The sequence below is a fragment of the Halohasta litorea genome (assembly GCF_024494645.1).
Classification (GTDB): domain Archaea; phylum Halobacteriota; class Halobacteria; order Halobacteriales; family Haloferacaceae; genus Halohasta; species Halohasta litorea.
Genome location: NZ_JANHDJ010000006.1, coordinates 189181 through 211748, shown reverse-complemented (window position 1 = coordinate 211748; position 22568 = coordinate 189181). Strand labels below are relative to the sequence as shown.

20 protein-coding genes are annotated in these 22568 nt (G+C 53.8%); 7 read left to right on the top strand and 13 right to left on the bottom strand.

Features of this window, described 5'->3' with window-relative positions; translation table 11 throughout:
- Nucleotides 1-10: 10 nt before the first annotated feature.
- The 3 genes from NO877_RS15180 to NO877_RS15170 all read right to left on the bottom strand — a co-directional run bounded on the left by NO877_RS15180 (nt 11) and on the right by NO877_RS15170 (nt 1867).
- Nucleotides 11-790, bottom strand: a complete 780-nt coding sequence (locus NO877_RS15180) for a LamG domain-containing protein (protein WP_256397196.1) — start codon at nt 788-790, stop codon at nt 11-13.
- Nucleotides 783-1328, bottom strand: coding sequence for a hypothetical protein (locus NO877_RS15175; protein ID WP_256397195.1), 546 nt, complete (start codon nt 1326-1328; stop codon nt 783-785). The genes NO877_RS15180 and NO877_RS15175 overlap by 8 nt, the downstream gene beginning before the upstream one ends.
- Before the next feature lie 74 nt (nt 1329-1402).
- Nucleotides 1403-1867: a hypothetical protein gene (locus NO877_RS15170; RefSeq protein ID WP_256397194.1), complete on the bottom strand. Its 465-nt coding sequence runs from the start codon at nt 1865-1867 to the stop codon at nt 1403-1405.
- 125 nt (nt 1868-1992) lie between these two features.
- On the opposite strand from NO877_RS15170, the gene NO877_RS15165 reads away from it, so the two are divergent.
- Entirely contained in the window at nt 1993-3210 is a 1218-nt protein-coding gene (locus tag NO877_RS15165) for a proteasome-activating nucleotidase (RefSeq protein WP_256397193.1), read from the top strand.
- A gap of 546 nt (nt 3211-3756) precedes the next feature.
- Here the strand turns inward: NO877_RS15165 and NO877_RS15160 are convergent.
- The 5 genes from NO877_RS15160 to NO877_RS15140 form a co-directional block, all read right to left on the bottom strand.
- Nucleotides 3757-5088 carry a Cdc6/Cdc18 family protein gene (locus tag NO877_RS15160; protein WP_256397192.1) on the bottom strand — a complete coding sequence of 444 codons (1332 nt, stop codon included), beginning with the start codon at nt 5086-5088 and terminating at the stop codon, nt 3757-3759.
- Between the two features lie 585 nt (nt 5089-5673).
- Nucleotides 5674-7080, bottom strand: coding sequence for an OB-fold nucleic acid binding domain-containing protein (locus NO877_RS15155; protein WP_256397191.1), 1407 nt, complete (start codon nt 7078-7080; stop codon nt 5674-5676).
- A 113-nt stretch (nt 7081-7193) separates the two neighbouring features.
- Nucleotides 7194-7703 carry a DUF8154 family protein gene (locus NO877_RS15150; RefSeq protein WP_195155682.1) on the bottom strand — a complete coding sequence of 170 codons (510 nt, stop codon included), beginning with the start codon at nt 7701-7703 and terminating at the stop codon, nt 7194-7196.
- Nucleotides 7696-8391, bottom strand: a complete 696-nt coding sequence (locus NO877_RS15145; RefSeq protein ID WP_256397190.1) for a nucleotidyltransferase domain-containing protein — start codon at nt 8389-8391, stop codon at nt 7696-7698. The genes NO877_RS15150 and NO877_RS15145 overlap by 8 nt, the downstream gene beginning before the upstream one ends.
- A 75-nt stretch (nt 8392-8466) precedes the next feature.
- The gene (locus NO877_RS15140; protein ID WP_256397189.1) at nt 8467-9693 is read right to left on the bottom strand and encodes a tyrosine-type recombinase/integrase; all 1227 of its coding nucleotides are present in this window, start codon (nt 9691-9693) and stop codon (nt 8467-8469) included.
- 434 nt (nt 9694-10127) lie between these two features.
- Between NO877_RS15140 and NO877_RS15135 the strand changes: the two genes are divergently transcribed.
- Together NO877_RS15135 and NO877_RS15130 are read left to right on the top strand one after the other, a co-directional pair.
- A complete protein-coding gene (locus NO877_RS15135) occupies nt 10128-10580 on the top strand; it encodes a MarR family transcriptional regulator (RefSeq protein WP_256397188.1) in 453 nt (150 codons plus the stop codon).
- 9 nt (nt 10581-10589) lie between these two features.
- Nucleotides 10590-10955, top strand: coding sequence for a type II toxin-antitoxin system PemK/MazF family toxin (locus NO877_RS15130; RefSeq protein WP_137708324.1), 366 nt, complete (start codon nt 10590-10592; stop codon nt 10953-10955).
- Between the two features lie 284 nt (nt 10956-11239).
- On the opposite strand, the gene NO877_RS15125 is transcribed toward NO877_RS15130, so the two are convergent.
- From NO877_RS15125 to NO877_RS15105, 5 genes are all read right to left on the bottom strand, one after another.
- A complete protein-coding gene (locus NO877_RS15125; protein WP_256397187.1) occupies nt 11240-11848 on the bottom strand; it encodes a DUF4352 domain-containing protein in 609 nt (202 codons plus the stop codon).
- A 160-nt stretch (nt 11849-12008) separates the two neighbouring features.
- Nucleotides 12009-12452 carry a hypothetical protein gene (locus tag NO877_RS15120; RefSeq protein WP_256397186.1) on the bottom strand — a complete coding sequence of 148 codons (444 nt, stop codon included), beginning with the start codon at nt 12450-12452 and terminating at the stop codon, nt 12009-12011.
- Between the two features lie 85 nt (nt 12453-12537).
- A complete protein-coding gene (locus tag NO877_RS15115) occupies nt 12538-12978 on the bottom strand; it encodes a hypothetical protein (RefSeq protein WP_256397185.1) in 441 nt (146 codons plus the stop codon).
- Nucleotides 12978-13208, bottom strand: a complete 231-nt coding sequence (locus tag NO877_RS15110) for a hypothetical protein (protein ID WP_256397184.1) — start codon at nt 13206-13208, stop codon at nt 12978-12980. The genes NO877_RS15115 and NO877_RS15110 overlap by 1 nt, the downstream gene beginning before the upstream one ends.
- 56 nt (nt 13209-13264) lie before the next feature.
- Nucleotides 13265-13900 (bottom strand): IS6 family transposase, encoded by a 636-nt coding sequence (locus NO877_RS15105; RefSeq protein ID WP_256397183.1) that lies wholly within the window; start codon nt 13898-13900, stop codon nt 13265-13267.
- A 1597-nt stretch (nt 13901-15497) separates the two neighbouring features.
- Between NO877_RS15105 and NO877_RS15100 the strand changes: the two genes are divergently transcribed.
- The 4 genes from NO877_RS15100 (at nt 15498) to NO877_RS15085 (ending at nt 22554) form a co-directional block, all read left to right on the top strand.
- Nucleotides 15498-15725: a hypothetical protein gene (locus NO877_RS15100; protein ID WP_256397182.1), complete on the top strand. Its 228-nt coding sequence runs from the start codon at nt 15498-15500 to the stop codon at nt 15723-15725.
- A gap of 154 nt (nt 15726-15879) precedes the next feature.
- Nucleotides 15880-19017, top strand: a complete 3138-nt coding sequence (locus NO877_RS15095) for a DUF499 domain-containing protein (RefSeq protein WP_256397181.1) — start codon at nt 15880-15882, stop codon at nt 19015-19017.
- Nucleotides 19017-19658, top strand: coding sequence for a DUF7680 family protein (locus NO877_RS15090; protein WP_256397180.1), 642 nt, complete (start codon nt 19017-19019; stop codon nt 19656-19658). Before NO877_RS15095 ends, NO877_RS15090 begins: the two co-directional genes overlap by 1 nt.
- A 7-nt stretch (nt 19659-19665) precedes the next feature.
- The gene (locus tag NO877_RS15085) at nt 19666-22554 is read left to right on the top strand and encodes a DUF1156 domain-containing protein (RefSeq protein WP_256397179.1); all 2889 of its coding nucleotides are present in this window, start codon (nt 19666-19668) and stop codon (nt 22552-22554) included.
- Nucleotides 22555-22568 lie beyond the last annotated feature (14 nt).

Sequence of the window (22568 nt, the reverse complement as noted above, 5' to 3'; positions counted from 1 at the left end):
TGCCGAGTCGTCACCCGCTGATCCGACCTGTGGTGTAAAGATTCGAGGCCTCACTTGCGGTGATACCCTTAGAATACAGCCGAAGGTCGTCAATATACCCGTTCCACCAGTCGTTATTCCCGTCGCCCCGACATCCAATTCCAAGAGCATCCGGGTTCGTTGCGATGGTTCCAGTCAAGGGCTGTGAGCCTACCTCGACGCCATTTTTGAAGAGCCTCTGGATAGTTCCATCCCACGTGCCTATCCAGTGGGTCCAGACACGGAGCGGTATTGGTTCGGGCGAGTCCAGAGTAGCGTGTTCCCCATCTATGTACACCCGGAACGCCATTGAGTCGTCGCCGTCTACGAATTGATCCTTGACGAGCCCGTACGACTCTACTGTTTGGCCGTCAGTCCGCTTCGTGATGATGCGGCTATTTTCATCGTCCCGGCCGTTGAGATATGACCAGGTCGAGATCGTGATCGAGTTCGTAAACTGGAGCTCTGATGCGTTCGGGACTACAACGCGGTCTGTGCTCCCATTGAAGATTTTCGCGTATCCCCCGGTAGGGGCTGAGGTGTAGCCCGAACTCGTGTAGTCGGATCCGTGGTTTGTCCCCCACGAATCTGAGAGGTCCTGTTCGAAATTCCATCGCGCTACTCCACTCTCCGGTGGGTCCATCTGAGACACGAGAGCTCCGTCGACGATCTCCACGTTGGTTCGCTCCCCAGCTTGCCAGTCCAGTTCTTCACTCCAAGAGACATTCTGGTTGGTCCGTCGATCGCTCACAAAACGGGAGGAGTTAGTCATAAAGCGCGACGGACGCATCCGCATTCATCGCATTGGGGCCGAACGGTGTCGTCGGGGCGTGGTAGCCCTTGATGAACAGCACCCAGTCGGTCCCGGCGGTTACAGTTCCTGTAACAGATGTCGATTTTGTGGTCCCGGCTGACGTGGAGCCGCCGAAAGTCACACTTGTTGAGAGGGTGTCAGTGGTAAAGCCATCAGCATCCTTCATCCGTAGGCCCATCTCGACTTTTACGCTCTCATCACCATTGTGGCCACCATTCTGTGTGACCTCCATTTCGATCCTGAACTCACTACTCGTCGGTGCGGCCTCCTCGATAGACCACTCACCTTCGTAGCTAGTATAAGTGATGTCTGTCCAGGCATGAGAGATTCCGTCTGCTGGAACCTCGCTCGTTTCGATCACCGGAACTCTCCCGATGAGTTCGCCGTTTCCGATGTCGAGGTTCGAGCTCTCGCCGGCATTCCAATCTTCATCGTCGCTCCAAGAGGAACGCGAAGGGTCGCGAGAGTCGCTAATGAAATACGGCACGTCGCTCATACTACTGCTCTCTTCGCATGATAGCATAAATGACCCGGTGAGGTGGCTGAACCACCGGATCAGCCGAACAGGGCTTACCGAGAGCCGATGAGGAGGTCGTTGAGACTGTCCCCGAGGCGTTTCGTCCCACTGCTTAGTCCGTCCGACGTGTCCTGTTCTTCGGTGAGCTCCCCTGGGAGAACATCCTCGACGTCGACGTCGACTCCCGAAACCTCTCCACTGTCGGGTGTGGTGTCCGAGTGTTCAGATGGTAGCTGGAGGAGGTCCTCGGAGACGTGGTCGACTGCGTACTCCTCGAAGACGAAGTAGTCGGGTCCATTCGCATCGGCGAAGGCAGCAGTAGTAACTGTCCCACGCACCTCGTACGTTCCCGGCGCGTCCGGGATAGATAACGCATCGTCGACGCCGGTCAGCCGAAGCGGGCGATCCTTGAACGGTCGGTCAACAGCAAGATTGCCGTTCGAAGACCTGAGAACGCGGACTCTTACGCGATCGCCTTTCTCCGGGGGCGTGTGTCCGTCGAGTAGCGTGTGGTCCATACCGCAGGTAAGTTGACCCATGTATATCAACGTGGCTCTGGTCGGCCAGTTAGATTGGTCAGAATCGTGTTGACGGTTGTCACCCCCAACACCTTCTTATGGAGATACCATCTGAGGACGGAGTGATGACAGAAACCACCGACCGCAGCGACATGCCAGGCCCCGACCACACGGAAGAAGAGACGGCCGAAGACCTTCGCGAGCGCGTCGAGGTCCTAGAAACCCAGAACCGGGAGATGGAGAACAAGCTCCTGGACGCGGCCGCTGAGAAGAACCGGGCCGAACAGCAGCTCGACCGAGTGACGCGCGAGAATACGAAGCTCAAGAAGTCGCCGCTGTTCATCGCGACGGTTCAGGAACTCACCGAAGATGAGGTGATTGTCAAGCAGCACGGGAACAACCAGGAAGCCCTCACGGACGTGACCGAGGAGATGCTGGAGGATCTCGAGGCCGGCGACCGGGTGACGGTGAACAACAACCTCGCAGTGACTGGGAAGTTGGACAAAGAGACCGACGCCCGCGCACAGGCGATGCAGGTCGAGGAATCTCCGAGTGTGTCCTACACGGACATCGGCGGTATCGACGACCAGATCGAAGAGGTCCGCGAAACCATCGAGATGCCGTTGGAGAGTCCGGAGGTGTTCGACTCGGTCGGGATCGACCCGCCGAGTGGCGTGCTTCTCCACGGTCCGCCGGGGACGGGGAAGACGATGCTCGCGAAGGCGGTCGCCAACGAGACCGACGCGACGTTCATCCGGATGGCTGCCTCCGAACTCGTCCACAAGTTCATCGGCGAGGGCTCCAAACTCGTCCGCGACCTCTTCGAGGTTGCGCGAGAGAACGGACCGTCGGTGCTGTTCATCGACGAGATCGACGCGATCGCCTCCAAGCGGACGGACTCGAAGACGTCGGGCGATGCGGAAGTCCAGCGGACGCTCATGCAGCTGCTCGCGGAGTTGGACGGGTTCGATGACCGCGGTGATGTCCGGATCATCGCCGCGACGAACCGTCTCGACATGCTCGACGACGCGATCCTCCGTCCCGGTCGGTTCGACCGGCTGATGGAGGTTCCGGCTGCCGGCGAAGAAGGCCGCGAGGACATCTTCGATATCCACACGCGAGACATGAACGTCGACGACGATGTCGACACGGGCGAACTCGCCACGGCTGTCGGCTCCATCACTGGCGCGGAGATTCGGGCTGTCTGTACGGAAGCCGGGATGAACGCGATCCGCAACGGCCGTGAGACCGTGGAGATGTGCGACTTCCGCGATGCGTACGCGGAGCTGGACGACGGCGAGGAAGAGACGGTCGCGATGAGCGGCCCGACGGCCTTCGCGTAGGGACACGCGGTTCTACTCTGGCGGTTCTGTCTCCCCCACACCGTTTTTCCAGTGTTCTTGTCTCACCGTACACACCGTATTTCGAGTGCTATCCTCGATTAGTCGGTTACCCTCCCACACCGTTTTTCCAGTGTTCTCACGATATCGGGTGGACACTCCAAACGAAGCGAACGGTGGTCTGATCCCGATCTCACAAGGACAGAAGCACTGTCGTATCGATTACCCTCCCACACCGTTTTTCCAGTGTTCTCAAACAAAGGGTGTCTTCTACTGTATGCCACTCACTCAATAACTATATTATATATTTTATTGTATAGGCAATATAATAATAGAGAGATAGACAGACGTAGCGGGTATTGTCTGCGTAGATTTCCCTTAAGATCGTCTTATTTATAACAGGAGACGGGGTGTCTTCAACTCGTCTGAAAACCGCGATACGGCGAAGAACATTGGAAAAACGGTGTGGGGGTGTGGGTGACCGGCCCCCGAACTGGACGGTGGTACGGTCAACTCGAGGAAGAACACTGGAAAACCGCAGGGGGAGGGTTACCCCTCCGCGCCTGGTCTAATACGAATCGTGACCCAGTTGATGTCGTTCATCGTGTCAAACGCCTCTTTCACGGTCTCTTTAGACAGATCCTCAGAGAACTGGTACTCATTATACCGGCCCCCTTTCCTCCCCTCATTATTCGTGAGCTCCTCAACGAACCCGAACATGCTGAGCCGGCTTAGATGGTTATGGAACCCACGCAGCGTCAATGGCTCTGTGTTCGTCCCTTCCGCGAATTTCTGATACGCTTCGTGGAATGTTTTGGTTCGGATCGGCGTCTGACCGAGACGTTCCGCTTCGGCTAGTGCGCCGAGGGCGATCAGCTTGTGGTTGTCCTGATGAGTGATTGAAGACACCATGTCGCCCTGCTGGAGGTCTTCATGCGCCTCGCGAATGTATGTGTCTTTGAGCTCTGTCGCTCCTTCGTCCTCGGCGATCTCGGCGGCTCGTTTTATGATATCGATTGCTTTCCGGGCACTCCCAGAGGAATCACGACGGGCTAAAGCAGAGGCTAGCCTGAGGTTCTCTTCAGAATACGATCCATCGACAAGCCCCACCTCACATCTGGCCGCGAGAATATCCCCCAACTCTTGGGCCTCGTATGCCGGGAATCTGATTTCGCGTTCGCACAGCGTGTCCTGAACCTTCGGAGAGAGGTTTTTCCGAAACGTGTAGTCGTTGCTGATCCCGATCACGCCTATCCGGGCGTTGTGGATGTCTCCATTTGAACGGGACCGGGGCAGCTCATAGAGTATGGTATCATCACTACCGATGGCGTCAACCTCGTCAAGGATGACGAGGAACGTCCCGCCAACACGGTCGATCTCCTCATAGAGCATATTGTAGACCGCCTGTGGGGCGTATCCCGTTGTGGCGATCTTATCTTCCTGATGCCTCATCTCGTTCACCATCGCGATCGCGACCTGATAGGAGGAATTGGTGTCGCTCTTCGTTGGCAGATTCTGGCAGTTTAACTGGATGATGGTGAGGTCGACGTCGTCGTCTTCGGTGACCTCGTGGGGGAGAACAACCGTGTCGCTTACAATTGAGAATTCGTTCGCGACGAGAGTGTGGTCGTCCTTCTGCTCTTTGATGTCTGAAATGAGCTGGTCGGTGAGCCGCTTAGTCACTGCCGTCTTACCGACACCCGTGTCACCGTAGAGAAAGGCGTTCTTCGGAGGGCGACCTTTGTAGATGGGCCTGAGCACCTTCACGTACTCATTCATCATCTCGTCCCGACAGAGAATCTCGTCCGGCGTATAATCCTCCTCGAACACCTCCGCGTTCTCGATGATTTCTGATTTCGAGTCGAATACGGAATCGGTCATGCGAGATTCGTCAACCCCACTCGACTTAGTAGTTTCCACTGTTTCCCACGTTTCATGTGCTTGGTGGAACGTTCTGAGAGACAGTTGAGATACATCAATCACTCACGACGAGAATGGGTCGTGGCATAGAGGTGGGTAGTACAATGGATTCGTTGAGAACACTGGAAAAACGGTGTGTCCCTATCACCAGGTGGAATCGGGGCGTAGATCGGAGTCTGCCTCTATAGAGGCTGTATTAGCTGAATTGTGGAAAAGAACACTGGAAAAACGGTGTGGGGGTCAATGAATAATGGATGGCTTGAAGAACAGACGAAATCTGGGGAGGGGGTCCGTGAATAATGGATGTGGAAAAGAACACTGGAAAAACGGTGTGGGGGGGGCCCGTGAATAATGGACGTGGGAAAGAACACTGGAAAAACGGTGTGGTTGCTCTGTGACCCGTTGACACGATAAACACTGGAAAAACGGTGTGTCGAGAAGCAAAGAACACTGGAAAAACGGTGTGGGGGGTCTGTGAATAATGGACACAGGGGAGAACACTGGAAAATCGGTGTGTCTTCAGAGGTAGAGTGGTGGTTCGAGTGGCTAGAATATCTCTTCGGCGTGGAGCTCTCCATCTTTGACCGCGCCCCGTACGGTGACTTGTTGACCGAGTCGGAGGTCCTCATCAGTCACGACAGTGTGCTGCTCGTCGTTGGCTTCGAGGGTGGCAGTTTCCCCGGTTCCGAGTATGGTCCCGGTGACTTCGATCGTCTCCCCGTCTTCGTCCGTGTCTTCGTCGTGATCGTCTGCTGCCGACTCATCGTTGTCGTACTCGTTGAGGCCGGTGGCCTGGGAGTTCTTCTCCGTCGGTGCCTCAGTTTCTCGTTTCGGGACGTCGGCCGCCTTCCGGATGGTGGTGATACTGGAGTTCCAGTTGGCCGATCCCTCGGTGCCGCCTTCGAACCCTTCCTGAATCGAGAGGTCGGCTAAGAGCAGTTCGTCCCCGTGTTCGATATCTCTGTCAGCCTTGTCGCCCCAGAGAGCGACCCGGAGCGACCCGGTGCCGTCCTCGACGACGATGTTGCGGACCGAGCCCTCCGATCCATCGTCGCGAGTGAAGCTGTCCTTGTCGTAAGCATCGCTGACGGCCCCAGCGATCGTCACAACCCCGTCGTCGATGTTCTTGATGTCGGTCGTGTTCGGGCGGTACTCGATGATCTCGTCTACCTCTTCAACGGTAGACCAGCTCCCGGCATGGAGTTCGAGCTTCTCATCTCGCTCGCGAACGTTCACGTTGGAGACTTTGACCGCTTCGCTGATCTCGAAATCGTCGACGACCTCTGCTTTGTCGTCCCACAGTGCGACTTGGATGCGCCCGGTCTCGTCTCCGAGGATGAGGTTTGCGACCTGACCAGTCGATCCATCGTCGCGGTCGAAGGTCTTCAGAGGAGTGGTGTCGAGGAGCAGTCCCGTCACGTCGATGCCGGAGAGGTCGGTGTGGAGATCGTCGATCTGGTAGGTGTCGAACGTCCGAATGTCGATCCCGTCATCGGACACTCGCTCGATATCTTTCACGCTGACTTCGAGACCACGATAGCCGTCCTTCGGGTATCCTTTGACTTCGAGGACTTCGCCGGCCTCGAGGTTCTGCGCTGCTGCCTTGGCCATCCCGTCCCACAACGCGAGCGTGACGTGCCCGGTCTCGTCTCCAACCTCAACGTTACAGACCTGTCCCTGGGAAGATTCCCCGTCTTCGTCTTCTCGCTCGAAGGTCCGGAGCTGGCCGACTGATGTGACCTTCGCCGTGAATTCGGCGCTGTCCATCGCCGTCGTGAGGTTCTCGATGCTCTCGACTTTCCCCTGATCGAAGTCCTGAGAGACGAGGATGGCGGCGGCGTGTTCGTCGACGAGGCCGCTCATTTCGTCTACCTTATTCTCGACCAGTTCCTCGAACTCACTGAAGGGGATTTCCGTGTTGAGTTCATCGAATACGTCTCTAACACCACTCATACTAATACTCACTCTGGACTCACCCGGTGGCTAAAAATATACCTCCTCAACCCCACCCACCCCCCGAAATAGCATATAGTGATATGCCATATACGGCAAAGACGGATCGCCCGTCAGTTACAGAGACAGACTCCCCCTTCCCGAATCTGGTTCACACTGAATTCGTGGACTGCGAGAGCAAGTTCGGCCATTGCGTCTGCCTGCTCTTCTGTCGGTCTCCCGCCTCCGTAGTAGCTCTCTGTTCGGTTATCGCTATACAGATCCTCCATGTCTTCTGCCGTTTCTTGGGTGAACAGACCAATCTCGTGTGCGCGTCTGTAGCTGAACTCGTGATCTTGGAAGTCCTCAAGATCATCGTCCGACATCGCGAGCGCGTACGCTTCGATGGATCTCTCTATGGTTCCAAAGCTCACCTCGATGATCGCTGTGTAGTAGTCTCCCTCCGTCTGAAGGGTGTTTGTCACCTCAATAAGCCGGCACGCTTTCGTCAGCTGGGTCTTCCAGTCCTCGTCGGCACTAATCCCGTCCTCGAACTCTGCTCGACCACGGCCTATCAGCTCGAAGGCGTCTTGTGCCCGTTCTAGGGCATCGAGGATGTCACCTGGGTCAGACCGCTCACTCATCGCTACCACCCTCCTCGAGAAGGAGCTTTTCGACCGTCTCAAACTGGTTAGTGCTGTAGATCGGGATACCTGAAACGACAATTTCCCGGATGTCGTCGGTATACGTGGGAATCGCTTGGACCGCTTCAACGTCGATGTCGTACGCATACCTGTTGCCGTCGAACTCGGCGTCTTCGAGGTCGCGACCAACAGCGTTCGCCTCCCGCTGGTTTGGGGCTCGTTCGTTCGTGGTGAGCACCCAGAGGTCGATGTCGCTACGCCGATCGGCTTCGCCACGCGCCACGCTTCCGTACAGGACGATCCCGATGACGCCGTTGAGACGGTCAGTGAGTTCGTCGACGGCGGCCTTCACGGGCTTCTGGAACTCTGGTTGCGGTATTCGGAGGAGCGGGTCGTCCGGCACAGCAAGTCGCTCTCGGTTGATCTGAACGAGCCGCTGGTTGTTATCAGGATGTTCAACCACTAATCCGTTCTTGACGAGGGTGTTGACCGCTCTCCGAACTGTCTGTTGGGAATGGCCAATCTGGTCAGCCACCTCGCGCTGTGAGAACTGCTTGAATCGGTGGTTCGTTAAAAATAGCAAGATGTCGTCCGTTGCCTTGCTTTTGAATAAATCCGCGTCTGAGGCGGGTATTGGAACGGATATGGACACACCCTGTTCGGGGCTCGATTCCGTCTCATGGCTCATGTGCCATGCTACGGCTCACTACTATATAAAGTTAATATGGAAATGCGGGCTGTACTTATGAGCTATCGAATCCAGCTATCCGTCGATGTCTTCGATCGCCTCGGCAGCGGCATCGCCGAGCTCGCCTGCTTCGATGTGCGAGTACCGTTTCCGAACCATCTCCTCGGAGTTGTCTAGATATCGAGCAGCGACCGTGTAGCCGAATGCTCGCACTAGGACTTCTCCCATCCCCCGACGTCCCCCGTGTGGCGCGAGATACTCGTGTTTTGAATGCTCGACGTCCACGTCGCTGTCCTCAGTGATCCGTTTCAGCGTACCGCGAGCGCCGTCTGTCGTGATCGAGGGGACGCGGATGTTCTTTGAGAGTGCGAGGAAGATATCGTAGTCACTGTCCTCACGGAGAGTGGAGATTTCCTCCTCGTCGAGCCCTCTATTCGCCAATTCCTCTTTGACCTGCTTCGAGACAGTCGCGAAGTGGAGGGTTGGAAACACCGCCCACTGGTCAGAGGGAGGATCGAGACGCCGTTTGTAGAGGCGTAGTGGTTCGATTACGGGATCTGGGAGGCTCGCGCTGTCCCATGACTGCTTCTTCCGGTAGACGTCGATACTCCCGTCGCTGAGGCTAACGTCCTCCCAGCGGACTCCTCGACGGCGGGGGTCGCTCCCATCACGGACTAACTCACCAATGCGAATTGCCGTGTAGGCGACGAGATAGACAAGTGCGCGATCGCGAGCTGCTCGAAGAGCTTTGTAGCGGGCGCGAGCTTTCGCATCGGGATCATCGGCTGGGACTTCTGAAAGCCTCTCACTCGCCTCATAGGCGGCGTCGTCGACGTACTGGGTGAGGGTGTGTCGCTGGTCGGATGTCCACGCTTGTTGATCACCGGGTCTCCGGCCGTCGTCATCGGGCAAGGGGGCTGTCGCGCTCGCCCGCTGCGCGAAGTGCGTATCGAGGTATCCTTCGGTGACGCACCAACCACACCACGCTGAGAGGTAAGCGTAGTAGGTCTGGACAGTGTTTTGCTTGAGACCCCGGTCACTCGTTAAGTGACGGGCGTACTCGCGAAACACGCTTTCGGAGAGGTCGTCGAACTTCGGGTCGCGATCGGCGTCGTCGGGGACAATCCCGGTCCACTCGTCGGGGCCTCGCTCGCCAGCTGCCCACTCAACGAACCGTTCTAACTCTCGCTTGCTGTTTCGCCGGTAGTGGCCCCCGCTGCTGCCTCGACCCTTCCCGATATCCTGAAAGTAGCGAGTGAACGTCTCGTCAAGGCTGCCCCCAGCTCCTGAGTCACTAAGCATCTCGGATCACCGCCGGGGTAGCTTCTCGGTCGAAATCCGGGGGTAGAGGCCTGTTCTCTTTGGAGATCACGTTTCGTGTTTGTGTGACGGCGTCGGGGTACTTCAAACTACTTCTGATTATCCAAGTAATCATAAGTAGTGCTCTATTCACCAATTCCGGCGAAATCACCCCGCACAGGCTGTGTGAGCTAACAAACACATCTTTTAAAGTGTATTTCGCTATACAGAATATCTCCTCGATTTTTTTCACAGATTCGGCGTTTGGATTTCTACAAACCACCAACCAGACGACAGATGGTGCGTCTCGCAATTGGCCTGATTGCCAACAGGCGCTTCGGAGGATGCCGTACAGCGTGGTTGATTCTCAGCGTCTCACCTTCCCAAACAGTTATCACCTACAATCGCCTACAGTCAACTACAAAGAGGCTTCCACCATGCCTGTCGACCTTCGAACTCACGACCCATCCGACGACGTCCATATCAACCCGCGTACGAACAAGGCTGCTATTATCCGCGTCCTCTATACGAATCCCAACTACGGGTTCACCCCCTCTGAGATCCACAACCGACTTGATGACATCCCAAAGGGAAGTATCACGGGCACGCTCACCCGTCTTCTCAACGACGGCGACATCGGCAAGACCGCTGACGGCTACTACCACGCCCTCAAGGGCCGTGATGACCTCCGGCGATTCGCCCGCGGCCTCGTTCAAGTCCAGGCTCTTACCGACCGCTACGACGATGACTTCACTCCTGACGATATCGAACAAACGGACGACCACCCCACGAGCGACGCACACTCCGAGACCAGACAGCACAGCGGTGCCGATGAAGAACCTGTACCCGAAGACTGGATTGAGAGCGTCGACGACTCCGAGCAGGCGTAGCGACTTGATATGACATGGTATTTTCAGGGCAGTCTCGTCTTTGCGGTTGACCCGACGGGAGCTCATACGAACCCACGGCCTGTCGTTGTTATCTCAGATGCTGACCGGCCCTACCTGGAAGAGGAAGCAACTGTTGTTTGTCTCGGCACGAAGGCCGACGAGCGGTACAAGCACTCAACGCCTGTTCTCCCGAACGATGTCATCAACAATGCCCACCTCAAGAAGACTACGTACGTCCTCCCGTGGGCGATCTACACGATCTCTCTCTCCAGTATAGACGATACTCTTCCACGGGGACGACTCACCGACGAAGGTATGGACCTCATCTCAGACGCTGTCGACAATATGATTCGACCGTGTCCGCCGTCAACGTGAAAAGCCGTATCGTCTACCTGACATTTATCGTGGATTTCGGGGAGAAACGTCGAGTGAATTACATATCTATTCACCAGTTCTGTTACCAGCTCTTCCTTAGAACAGTCTCTAAGTTCTTTTGACATAGCAAATAATTAATGTATCTTTATTGGTAATAGTCTTTTCGTCGGTTGAGAGATTTTGCGAAATTTGAGGCGAGTTTGGAGGGTCGAGGGGTAGGGTAGATGGGTCTATTCGGCGTTGAGTTTCAGAAAATACAGGATAATCCGAAACGCCTACTCTATCTATACATCGCCAAGAGGGACGTAGTGAGTGTCTGAATTAGAGAATATACCTGCGGGTTGTGCCGCAAATCGGTATGTGCCAGAAGGAACGTCAAAAATCACAGAGCGTGTGACCGACAAGCCCGGCTGTAGCTGATCGAACGAAATCGGTTCTGCTGATATCCGGCTGTCTTGGTCAGCGTAAATACCTGCTTCTGTGTCTGCATCGAATGTTCGATCCTCTCCATCAATCACCTTCAGAAAGTTTGTGGTGATGTCCAGAGACTCGTCACCGACATTCTCCATGTCTAAGTTGACCACGAGGAAGATCCCGTCAGGAGTAGACCCAAGATCAGGGCCAGAGCCAATGTAGTCTTCAATAGTTGAATAATCATTCACGGTATATTGAATTTCCTGCGCTCCGTCGCCAACAGTGAATGTTTCTCCTATATCGTGTGTGAGTGTCTGTTGCTCATCTCCACCATCACTCCCTCCATCGCTCCCGTCATTATTACCATCGTTACTGCCTCCATCACTTCCTCCATCATCTGTGCCACCATCTCCAGAACATCCTGCTAAGGCGCTAATCCCAACCACACCGGAGGTGACGATGAATTGTCTTCTGTCCATATGCCAGTTGAGTGAGCATAGGTATAAAAAGATAGGGCATACCTAATCCGATTGTTATCTACTCCAGTTATTCACACTCGAACGATATCACAAACAGATGACGGAGGAAGAACAGCTTGCACTTCTCCTCTATAATTGCTCTCGCCTATTGGAATAGGATCTACTCCTCGTCCTCCTCCTCTCTCATCTCTCGTAGTTTCTTTTTTAGTTCGATCTCGTCTTCCATGTCATCAGGTGAGGTGTAGAATACATCCCCATCGACGTTTGCGAGGACAGTGCCGTTGTTCTCCTCGATTATAGTCTGATCAATCTCATTGATAAAGATCATCTTGTTATTGACCTGCCGTATCCCAATGTTAGAATCATCTCGTTCCTGCAAGAGTTTATAGATGTTAATGAGGGTGTTGAGGCTACTAACAAGTAGAATTCCTACAGAGACATCGAAGGTTGACAGAGATTTTCGTTTGAATTGACCGCCGTACTCAATCTCGTCTTCTGCATCGAGTTCCTTTGCTAGGTCTTCGATTAGTTCGATTTTCTCCTCTTCAGACAGCTCTCCAGCTCCTTTGAGTAACCATTCGACTTTGTATTGTTCTTTCGTCATATGCTACGTTGTGCGCTATCGCATTTAAACCTCCAGATGGATTGAACTGTTCTACCTCAAAAATTCAATCTGTAGATAGTAGTCGTCAGACAGCCCCTTGGATCCAGTCTACGACGTTTTCAATACCGTATGCACCAACCGAGACCGAGAATGCAAAGACCAGAAAAACAAACGCAACGAACAGGAATTCTACTCCATAGCTCACCCAATTTCGGCGATTGATCTTCCCGATTGTATCGTTGAATGCGTCTCTCACATCATCTTCATCGGACGTGATCCTATACACATATGGATCAGATTGAGAACCACTTTTTTTGACGAGATGATCAGCATTCACAGCGGCTTTTTCAGCTCTTCGTGTTAGATAATCCTCCTTATCCTCGCCCACCATCACCAACGAAACATCGTCTCCTCTATCAAGCGCCTTCAGGTTCTGCCTGTATTGTCTTCTAATATCTCGTCTGAACTTCCGAGCTTGGGCAAAGTCAGGATATACCTTCTTTAGAAAATCGACAATAGAACTCATCAGGTCGAGGCCACGTATATATTAGATTCTGCTTTCACATGAACCGCATATTCTCCGTCAGTCTCTGAATAAGCATCTTTGACCCATTCATGATCTAAAACTTCCTCAACAGTAAGCCCAGCACTCGATATAGATACCTCTACTGTGTAATCTCCGTTCGGATGAGGGCTTTTACGCTTGGTTTCAAATTCAGATTCAATTCGAGCCTCGATACGCTCCTCTGTAGACATATCTGCCGTTTATTTGTAGTGTCTCATAATGGTTTGCCTATCTACTACCCTCGTGTTCAGATAAGCTGATTCCATGCGAAGGCAAAAGATCTGAGCCACTCGTTTGCTGTTTCTGCTTCGGCGTTGCTGAAACAGTTTGAGAAACTGGTAGTTCTACGTTTTACTTCACGAAAGACACGTTCAATGCTGTTCCGATTTCCATGTCGTTCGTATTTGAAATTGAGATCATGTTTTTCACAAGCTCGATGAAGTGGAACCGCACCATCAACGAGAAAGATCGCATCGTCCACATCGTGTTTGTCGCGGAGTTCCGCAAAAAACTGATCGGCGATCACGTTCGTTCTTGTCGGCTCAAGCCTTGTATGTAGTAAATCGTTCGAGTCGGGATCGACGGCAGCATACAGCCAATACTGTTCATCGTTAAGCTGAATCACAGTCTCGTCAACCGCGACGTGATTCGGGCTCCGATCTGATTCCGGCTGTAAATCGGCCTTATGAACCCAGTTATGAACGGTGGATCGAACCCGATCAACACCGAAAACCTCAAGAAACGAAACAGTATTCGAAAGCGATAATCCAGCCAAATGGAGCTGAATACTGAGCTTCATCAACAGCCGCGGTGTTGCTTCTCGCTCCACAAACTCTAAGTTGATCTTGTCCAAACAGCCGCTGAGGCGGTCGTTTTCGGGCATGACCACTTTGAAAACGCACCGCCTCACTTTTCAAACCTTATCTGAACACCGTCTCTACTACTCCAACCGATCTTACATACCTACCCTACCCACCCCCCACTCCAATGCGGTCGTGCGGGCGGGCGTGAACAGACCAAGCTCCTTACCATACTCAACTCTCTAAAATCGCTGTTTGAAGGGGTCGGAATATAGCCCATATAGAGGGTGTTTTCGGGTCGTTTTCCCGAAACCCCATCCAGAACCTATAGAGAACGCCTGAGAGTACAAAATCAAGGTGGAAAAGAGATTTTGAACGGCGAAAACCCGCTAACCCTTCGTCGTCTATTGATCTTCGTTTTCTTCCTTCGCTTCTCGTTGAGCTGTCTCACGGAGGAATTCAATCATCTTCTCTTCATTTTCCTCAACTCGTTCTGCTTGACCCGAATCGTCGTGGATAGCGCAGAACCCGTGTTCATTCAATCCATTCTGATTCTTACAACGCTCTCCATTATCCTTCTCAAAGAGGCATTGGCCCCAGAAATCGTCCCAATCTACGTCCTCAGTCTGGTCGTCCAGATCCCACTCCTATTCTGATTCTTCTAGAGTGTCGTACTCCCAATCCGTCTGAGGGATCTGAGATAGAACTTTCTTCGGGTCGTCTGTATCAGCGCCTTCGTAGATTTTTGCAGTCTTCTCACTCTCTTTATAGACGAGATCGGATAGCATACGAACGTCCTTATGAACGTCCCGTGCGTCCTCTCTATGCGATATGAGGATAAGATCATCCGTCTTTAGTTAAGTCTGATAGTAATATTTCTCTGTAGTATTATGCTCAGAAGTATTGAGAAGTACTAATCGAACGAGTTGGACAGCGTATCCATCGAAACCAAGCGATGAAGCAACCTAGAAACGAGGTTTTCTTACCGTAGCGAGGGTAAATGGGTAGAATTCGAGCGGAAACTGTGCTAGAATAGTATTACTGAGAGTATTAACTAAAGACCGATGCTACTCCTCTACGACCCACAGATCTACAGGTTCAAAAGCAACTCCCGGAGACAGGTCCTGATCAAAGACCTGACGTCGTCGACCAGATCAATCTAACCCAGTTCCACAACGCAGAGAACGCCGTAATATCCAGTTCCAGCAGCGAGGACTACATTCGAGGCCTACACAGCAGAATCGACGAAGTACGCCGGAGAGAAGAAATCACAATGCCTCTTGAAACAGAATCTATGGAAACCGTAGAGGTAGAAAAGACTCCGGCCTACCAAGCACCAAAAATCTCTCCTGACATACCCGGCTGTACCACCATGACCCATCTCCGGTACGACAAAAGGCGTCCCAGCTGCCAGGTACCAAAAGGCCGGAACCTGGCCCGCCGGATTTTCAACGAGGTCGGATTCCCTGACGCAGCACTCATCTACGCAATCAGATTCTTCGAAGAACAACTGGAACTATAGGTGGCATACTGAGTATATGAGAGCTCGATAATCCGGTCAACAACGCTGTACTCCTCGTCTAAGATTTCTGGGGACATCAGCAGCTAAGTCACTGTTACTGGTTCTGGTTTAGACTAAGTAAAGGTTATAAGGCCACCATTACGTAATATATGTATCAAATGACTCAGAAAACAATCGGACAGAATACCGGCCAATCAGGCCGTGTGAATCTGTCTGGTCCTGAACTTGCTCAATTCGATGCTGACGTCGGCGATCCAATAAAGATAGATGTCGCTGAGTCGAAGGGAATTGCTAAAGCCATCATAGAGAATAGTGTCGAAGAAGAATTCGTTATTGTTTCCAAACCAGTCAATATATCATCATCTACGGGGGAAATAAATGAGTAGCGAGTATCCCTCTCTGTTCGACAGTTGCCAACCTCGCGAGGATGTGCTCGACGGTTCTCTTCAGGAGGAACAGTTTGCTGCAAAACTATCTACCGTTGTTCACAACCCCGATAATGCTGCCCCTGTCTACCGCGATTCCGGCTCTTTCTATGATATGACCTACCCCACAGAGGGGCTGCAAACACTCCTTTCAAACCTCACCGGGCGGTTTCTTGCGACGACAGAGTACGATCCCGGTTCATACACCTCGAGTATTCTTTGTCTTGACACACGCTTCGGCGGTGGGAAAACACACGACTTGATTGCTGCCTACCACCTCGCGGAAAACCCGAGCACGATCAAGAATCTCTCACACTATCTTTTGGATGGCGACGATACACTTGCGTCCAACTACCAGGACGCAGTTGCTGATAATCTCGATATTGCGACCGGCGTTTTCATCGGGACGAAAGCCGACAGCAAAGATGCTCGCCACGCTGACGACGATCCGAATGCTCCAAACACCCGTACAATGTGGGGCGAACTGGCCTACCAGCTCTACGGTCTTGATGGCTACGAGTTTGTCAAAGACTACGATCAAGACCAGGCTGCTCCTGGTGAAGGTACTCTTTCAAAGCTCTTCGCTCAATATGACCAGCCGGCGCTGATCCTGATCGACGAGATTGCTGACTACATGAACAAGGCCGCCGGCATGCCTGTCGGCGATAAAACGCTTGCCGATCAGACGCTTTCGTTTGTGATGGCGCTGCTTGAAGCAGCTTCCGAATCGGATAACGTGACGGTCGTCTACTCTATCGCAGATACAGCATTCGGCGAGCAGGCCGACCGGGTTCGGGACAGCGTTAATGACCACATCGAGGAGGTCAACGAGATTGGTCGCCGACAACACAAGACAATCACCCCCACGGGTGAAAATGAGATCGGTAAAGTGCTACAACACCGGCTGTTTACTGAGGTTCCAGACGATACTTCTCGTGAAGCCGCTGACACCTACTTCCAGTTCTACGACCAGGAAGATCGTCAATATCCACAGGAAGCAACTGACGCCGGCTACGTAGATGTCCTTGCACGTGAGTACCCCTTCCACCCCTCACTGATTAATGCGCTCACGGACAAGATCGATACAATCCCCCGGTTTCAGCGTACTCGTGATGCCCTCCGCTTGCTTGCGCGAGCTGTCTACTATCTCTGGAATCACCAACCGGAGAGTTATGACCGTCACTGGATTCGGATTTACGACCTTACAGTCGCCGATGACGATCCCGGTGGTGGGGTTCAGACGATTCTTCGTGAGCGGCTCTTTGACTTTGTCGATCTTGGCCCTGCAGTCACTGCCGACATCTACGACGATGACGGGACTGCTCACGCCCAACTTGAGGACCGCAAATGGACCGAAAACGGTCTTCCACCGCTCGGCACTCACCTGACAACGACGGTTCTCTGGCACAGTCTCGCGTATGGTGAGCAGGCAGCCGGCCTGACACACGCCGACTTGAACCTCGCCATCGGCCACCCGGACCTGAACTTCGACGACTACGATGCCGCACTATCTGCGCTCCGGGGCGACGACATGGACGTCGCGTGTTATTTCCTCTACGAGGAAGAGCGAATCCGGTTCAAGCAAGAACCAAACCTGATTCGAATCATCGATCAGCGGATAGAGTCCACTCCAGAAGCGACCGCACATTCGCGTTTCGAGAACCGTCTCACTTCGAAGGAGATTGGGGACGGTGGCTTCCAGCCAGTCGTGTTCCCCGAATCGCCGGCGGACTTACCTGATACACCCGACACACCGAAACTCGCGGTTATGCATCCGGACACCGCTGCTGTCGAGGATGGTGGTGATACGCCGCCAAGCCGTGTGACCCAGCTTTACGAGCAGCAAGCCGCGAAACACGAGGGGGAGACAGAGACGCGTATCTACAAAAACTACGCCCTGTTCCTCGCTCCTGACGCTGACCGGATGGATGCAGCGATCGATGAGGCTCGGCGTCTCGAAGCAATTGAGGCCTTACTTGATAGTCCTGAGCAGAAGGCCGACCTCTCGTCGGAGCAAATCGAGGAGCTCCGAGAGCGAAGCGACGAGGCACAGCTGATGCTTGGGGAGCTCGTACGGAACGTCTATCGTCACCTCTACTACCCAGACCGGAACGGGCTAACTCACATCACCATCGGCGCGACCGAATCTAACGGCGGGACGACGTTGGTCGATGCTGTTCAGACAACGCTCGAAGATAAGATCGTGAAACGCGACGCCGGTGCTCGTGGATCCGCGCACGTTCAACAGAAACTCTGGCAACAGACTCAGGACGTTATGTCCACCGACGCGCTGGTCAACCAGTACGCGAAGAAGCCCGGACTGGACTACCTCTTCAGCACGAAACCGATTCGCGAGACTGTCTCCACCCTCGTTAGTGATCACGGGTACGCCTATTGGGATGGCGAGTCCGGAACTGCGTACTGGGCCGGGACAACAGAGCCTAAGGCGTGGCCACACCCCGAACCGTTCGTGGATTCCCCCGATGTTGAGACATCGATTCGGGACAGCAACGTCCAGATCGGGAGTGCCTTCGTCGTCTACCGAGATATCGACGCGCTTGTCGACGACCATCTCGACGAAATCGACCGACCAGAACAGACGGTCGCTACCTGTGCTGAATGTGGGACGGAGATTGAAAACCCAGAAGGTACCGAACCCCACTACTGTGAGGAACACCAGTCTGATACGACCTGTAGTTCCTGCGGCAAAGAGGTCGCTAGCGAGCAGTTGCTGGACGAACGCGGTCGCTGCCAGGAGTGCCAGCCCGACGAGTCCTGGGACGCGAGCAAGAAGATGATGTCTGCCTCACGGGCGTTCTCGGAAGTCCGGCGTGATGCGGAATCGAAGGCCGGGACGGACCGGACGCCACTACTTGAAGAGGTGACTATCCAGGTCGGCGGGGATGATCCCTTCCAGGCGGCCAAGTTCGTCAGTCAGCGCCCTGGATTCAAAGCCCGTGAAGACGCGGTGACGGTTCGAATGGAGTACGAAACCCGGACTGACGACGGAACGTACAGCGCCGAATTCACAGGGTCACCGAGCCGATTCCGGGACGTGATCGACCAGCCCGGCTCGTTCGGCGATGATCGAGAAACAATCCAGTTCCGCTTCCAGTTCGACGAGCCCGAACCGATCACCGACGCGGGCGATGACCTCCTCGCTGGCCTCGATAATGACCTCGATGCGGGCAACATCGACGTCCGGGTCGAGGGTCGTGGCCCGATTCGGGCGAGTTCGGAGGTGACGGTCTGATGGCGAGCCGCGGATCGGATTTTGCGACCTCACCTGCTGAGGGAACAGAGGAGGATCGGTTGGTCCGCTACGGAACGAGTATGTTCGGTGGTCGCCCAACGTTCACGCTCGTCCGCCGAGAGACAGACGGTGGCGGCGAGTGGACGCTCCACGAACTACTCCCTCGCGAGCAGGCCGAAGCCCGCCGTGATCGCTTGGAGCGGGATGGTCGTTCGCTGAGTATCACTCCAGTCGAGGATCTCGTCTCGGACATCGCTGGCGACGACCTCCTTTCCAAGCTCGATGGTTGGACGTGGGATGAGTGGGCCGGCGCAAAGGTCGCACGGCTTGACCCGACCCGCGTCCGTGCGCTCCAGGACGTCGTCCGGGAAGCGATCGAGGGCACGCCAGGAGATTCATCAGAAGTTCTCACCGGGGGGGCTGGATTCGTGTTCCTACCCGAGACGGCAGGCGTGCGGCTTGCTGTTGCCTTCCGTGGCGTGAAGCCGATCCAACGTATCGACCGGATGCGGTCGCTGGCTCGAGGTGTTGCACGGATGAGCGATGAGGAGTGTTACTACTGGTACGCAAAGTGTCGGTCTCCGTCGAGTCCGAACGGTGAAAAGGCACTTCGAGTGTTGCTGACGGACCACATCAAGTGATCTAACTATGAGTCAAAACCCGGAAAGTCAGGATAGCGATTCGGAGCTGAAGCGTGTCGCAATTGAGGGGAACCTTCCCCTGAAGGCGGTTGGTATCGAGAATCTGAAAGAGGCCAATCCTTACTTTATGCCTCCGCATCGGTACCTTCACCCGTGGTTTGCTCGCCGTCCGACTCCCGCTTCTAGACTCGCTATTCTTTCGTCTGTACTCCCTCCAGAAGTGGACGCCAACACGCTGCTTGATTGGATGCAGATCAAGCCCCGTGACGACATTGATGTCGATATTGAAGAGTACGTGGCAGAAAAGAAGCGTACTGAAGATGACCGAGATGGAAACTTAGAGGACCACTACGGGTATCCTCGCCCGTACACTCGGACACCGACAACAGATGAGAAAGCGGAGATGCACGAGTTACTTCGGGAACATTGGGATGGAGAGCTACCCACTGTCTTAGATCCGACTGCTGGCGGGGGCGTCATTCCGTTTGAATCTCTTCGCTACGGCCTGCCGACAGCAGCAAACGAACTTAACCCCGTCCCGACTGTGATGCTCAAGGTTCTTCTTGAGTATGCGCCAAGCGTTGGTTCACTTCAGAGTGAACTCAACCAGTGGGCTGACCGAATTAATAATCTGGCTAGCGAGGAACTTGAGCCATATTTCCCGAGTGATGGTGAACGCCAGACTCCTTCTCACTATGCGTGTACCTACGCAGTCGATTGTCCAGAATGTGGCTGCGATATCCCGATAACGAAGAAGTGGTGGCTTCAGAAGCAATCCTCCTCAAAGGGTGTGGCAGCACGCCCCTCTGTGTCCAATGATGGCACCGAAATTGAGTACGAGGTTGTTAGATTGCCCGATGACGTTGAAAAGTCAGAATACAACCCCCAGGAGGGCCCTCATACTCGGAGTGGGGCCGAATGTCTCAATTGCGGTATTGTAATGGAATCCGACACCATTCAAGACCGGATCCGCAATTACGAATTTGAGTATGAAATCTACGGCGTGAAATATGAGAAATCGAGTGGAGGGACCGCTTGGCGAGCGCCTATTCCAGAGGATTACGAGGCCCAATCAAAGGCCGCCGATCGAATTGAATCTGATTTCGAACTTAGCTCGCTTCTGGATGTCCCGCGCTATATCGGTGACGAAGACCGTGCAGGACCATATGGGGTCACAAAGTGGAGGGATGCGTTCACACCAAGACAGCTGGTCACCCAATATGAGTACCTCCAAGCTTACAAGCAGTGCCAAGATGAAATCTTTGAACAGTACAGTAAGCAAAAAGCAGAGGGAATACTGGCAGTATTGGCGTTAGTGGCCGGTAAGACTGTAGATCGAAATGTTCGCTTTGCGCCATTAGACATCAGTAATGGCCTCCTCGGAAATGCCCTTGGTGGTAAGCACTTCACACTCCAGTGGTCGTTTGTCGAAAACAACCCGTCGGCGGGGAACCAGAGCTATCTGGATACGGTTGATAGAGTTAGGGATTCTTACGAAGAGATAGCTGATTATCTCCGTAATGAGGATGCGGAAGATGTCCAAGTCTCACAAAGAGATGCTGCTGATCTATCGTTTGAATCAGACTCCATTCAGGCCATCGTAATTGACCCTCCTTACTACGATAGCATCATCTATTCTGAAATGTCGGATATGAGCTATGTTTGGCTCAAAGAATATCTCCAAGATATCTATCCAGACGTCTTCTCTGGCGATCTTACTGATAAAAGCCAGGAGGCAGTCGCTAATGTAGCTGAATACGAGGAGGTCGCTTCGGACTCCAAGTCTAAGTCCGAATTAGCTGCCGAGGACTACGAGAACAAGATGGCCGAGATTTTCCAGGAGCTCTACCGTGTTCTTGAGCCCGGCGGAGTCATGACCGTCATGTTCACCCACAAGGAATCTAGTGCGTGGGATACGCTCACAAAGTCGCTGATCCGGTCTGGCTTCACAATCACATCTACCCATCCAATCACCAGCGAGATGCCCCAGCGGACCGACACCCGTGGTGGAGGTTCAGCTGACAGTACCCTGCTGCTCACAGGGAGAAAGCCGCACGAAAGCAAGACAGAATCTGAAAAGCTCCCCACCCTGTGGAGCGATGTTCGTGCTGAGACTCGTGAGGTAGCGAAAGAGGCTGCGAGAGATTTGCTAGATGCTGGCCTCTCTCTGACGAAAACAGACGTCATTATTTCCGCTTTCGGACCGACACTACAGGTCTACGCAGATGCGTACCCTGTGGTTGACGACCAGGACAACGAAATTCCTCCCCGTCGAGCCTTAGAAGAAGCACGCGAAGCTGTTACGCGAGTCCTCGTCGAGGAATACCTTGAAGGCGAACGACTGGATGACCTGGATGACATTACAGAGTGGTATATTCTCTCCTGGCTGGTTCACGAGTCCGATACTTTCCATTACGATGATGGTCACCAGCTGGGCCTCGGCGTTGGCGTTGATATCGACGATATCAAACGCTCTACGAAAATCTGGGGGAAGAAACGTGGTGACATCCAGCTAAAGACCCACGAAGACCGTGTCCAAGACATCACACTCCCACCCGAAGAAAGATCCAACCGGACGCCGGTTGATCCCGAAGCACTGTCCTACACCATCGCCCTTGATGCGGTTCACGCCGCGATGCACGTTTACGAGAAACAGGGCGAGGACGTCACAATCGATTGGCTCAAAGAACGAAACTTCGACACCGACGCGGGATTCAAGGCGACGTTGAAAGCTCTCTTGCAAGTTCTTCCCCAGAACAGTTCGGAATGGGAGGCTGCTCGCGACCTCGCCATTGGTCGGACCCACGACGCTCTCGGTCTCGAGTTCACTCCCACCGATTTTACTGACCCTTCAGAAGATACACTCGAACAAAGCGAACTCGGTGACCACGCTTAACTCAAAACCCTTCC

What these genes read in the sequence shown, in the direction of transcription:
- NO877_RS15180 (WP_256397196.1), bottom strand. Translation starts at nt 790, where the DNA reads ATGACTAACTCCTCCCGTTTTGTGAGCGATCGACGGACCAACCAGAAT.
- NO877_RS15175 (WP_256397195.1), bottom strand. Translation starts at nt 1,328, where the DNA reads ATGAGCGACGTGCCGTATTTCATTAGCGACTCTCGCGACCCTTCGCGT.
- NO877_RS15170 (WP_256397194.1), bottom strand. Translation starts at nt 1,867, where the DNA reads ATGGACCACACGCTACTCGACGGACACACGCCCCCGGAGAAAGGCGAT.
- NO877_RS15165 (WP_256397193.1), top strand. Translation starts at nt 1,993, where the DNA reads ATGACAGAAACCACCGACCGCAGCGACATGCCAGGCCCCGACCACACG.
- NO877_RS15160 (WP_256397192.1), bottom strand. Translation starts at nt 5,088, where the DNA reads ATGACCGATTCCGTATTCGACTCGAAATCAGAAATCATCGAGAACGCG.
- NO877_RS15155 (WP_256397191.1), bottom strand. Translation starts at nt 7,080, where the DNA reads ATGAGTGGTGTTAGAGACGTATTCGATGAACTCAACACGGAAATCCCC.
- NO877_RS15150 (WP_195155682.1), bottom strand. Translation starts at nt 7,703, where the DNA reads ATGAGTGAGCGGTCTGACCCAGGTGACATCCTCGATGCCCTAGAACGG.
- NO877_RS15145 (WP_256397190.1), bottom strand. Translation starts at nt 8,391, where the DNA reads ATGAGCCATGAGACGGAATCGAGCCCCGAACAGGGTGTGTCCATATCC.
- NO877_RS15140 (WP_256397189.1), bottom strand. Translation starts at nt 9,693, where the DNA reads ATGCTTAGTGACTCAGGAGCTGGGGGCAGCCTTGACGAGACGTTCACT.
- NO877_RS15135 (WP_256397188.1), top strand. Translation starts at nt 10,128, where the DNA reads ATGCCTGTCGACCTTCGAACTCACGACCCATCCGACGACGTCCATATC.
- NO877_RS15130 (WP_137708324.1), top strand. Translation starts at nt 10,590, where the DNA reads ATGACATGGTATTTTCAGGGCAGTCTCGTCTTTGCGGTTGACCCGACG.
- NO877_RS15125 (WP_256397187.1), bottom strand. Translation starts at nt 11,848, where the DNA reads ATGGACAGAAGACAATTCATCGTCACCTCCGGTGTGGTTGGGATTAGC.
- NO877_RS15120 (WP_256397186.1), bottom strand. Translation starts at nt 12,452, where the DNA reads ATGACGAAAGAACAATACAAAGTCGAATGGTTACTCAAAGGAGCTGGA.
- NO877_RS15115 (WP_256397185.1), bottom strand. Translation starts at nt 12,978, where the DNA reads ATGAGTTCTATTGTCGATTTTCTAAAGAAGGTATATCCTGACTTTGCC.
- NO877_RS15110 (WP_256397184.1), bottom strand. Translation starts at nt 13,208, where the DNA reads ATGTCTACAGAGGAGCGTATCGAGGCTCGAATTGAATCTGAATTTGAA.
- NO877_RS15105 (WP_256397183.1), bottom strand. Translation starts at nt 13,900, where the DNA reads ATGCCCGAAAACGACCGCCTCAGCGGCTGTTTGGACAAGATCAACTTA.
- NO877_RS15100 (WP_256397182.1), top strand. Translation starts at nt 15,498, where the DNA reads ATGACTCAGAAAACAATCGGACAGAATACCGGCCAATCAGGCCGTGTG.
- NO877_RS15095 (WP_256397181.1), top strand. Translation starts at nt 15,880, where the DNA reads ATGACCTACCCCACAGAGGGGCTGCAAACACTCCTTTCAAACCTCACC.
- NO877_RS15090 (WP_256397180.1), top strand. Translation starts at nt 19,017, where the DNA reads ATGGCGAGCCGCGGATCGGATTTTGCGACCTCACCTGCTGAGGGAACA.
- NO877_RS15085 (WP_256397179.1), top strand. Translation starts at nt 19,666, where the DNA reads ATGAGTCAAAACCCGGAAAGTCAGGATAGCGATTCGGAGCTGAAGCGT.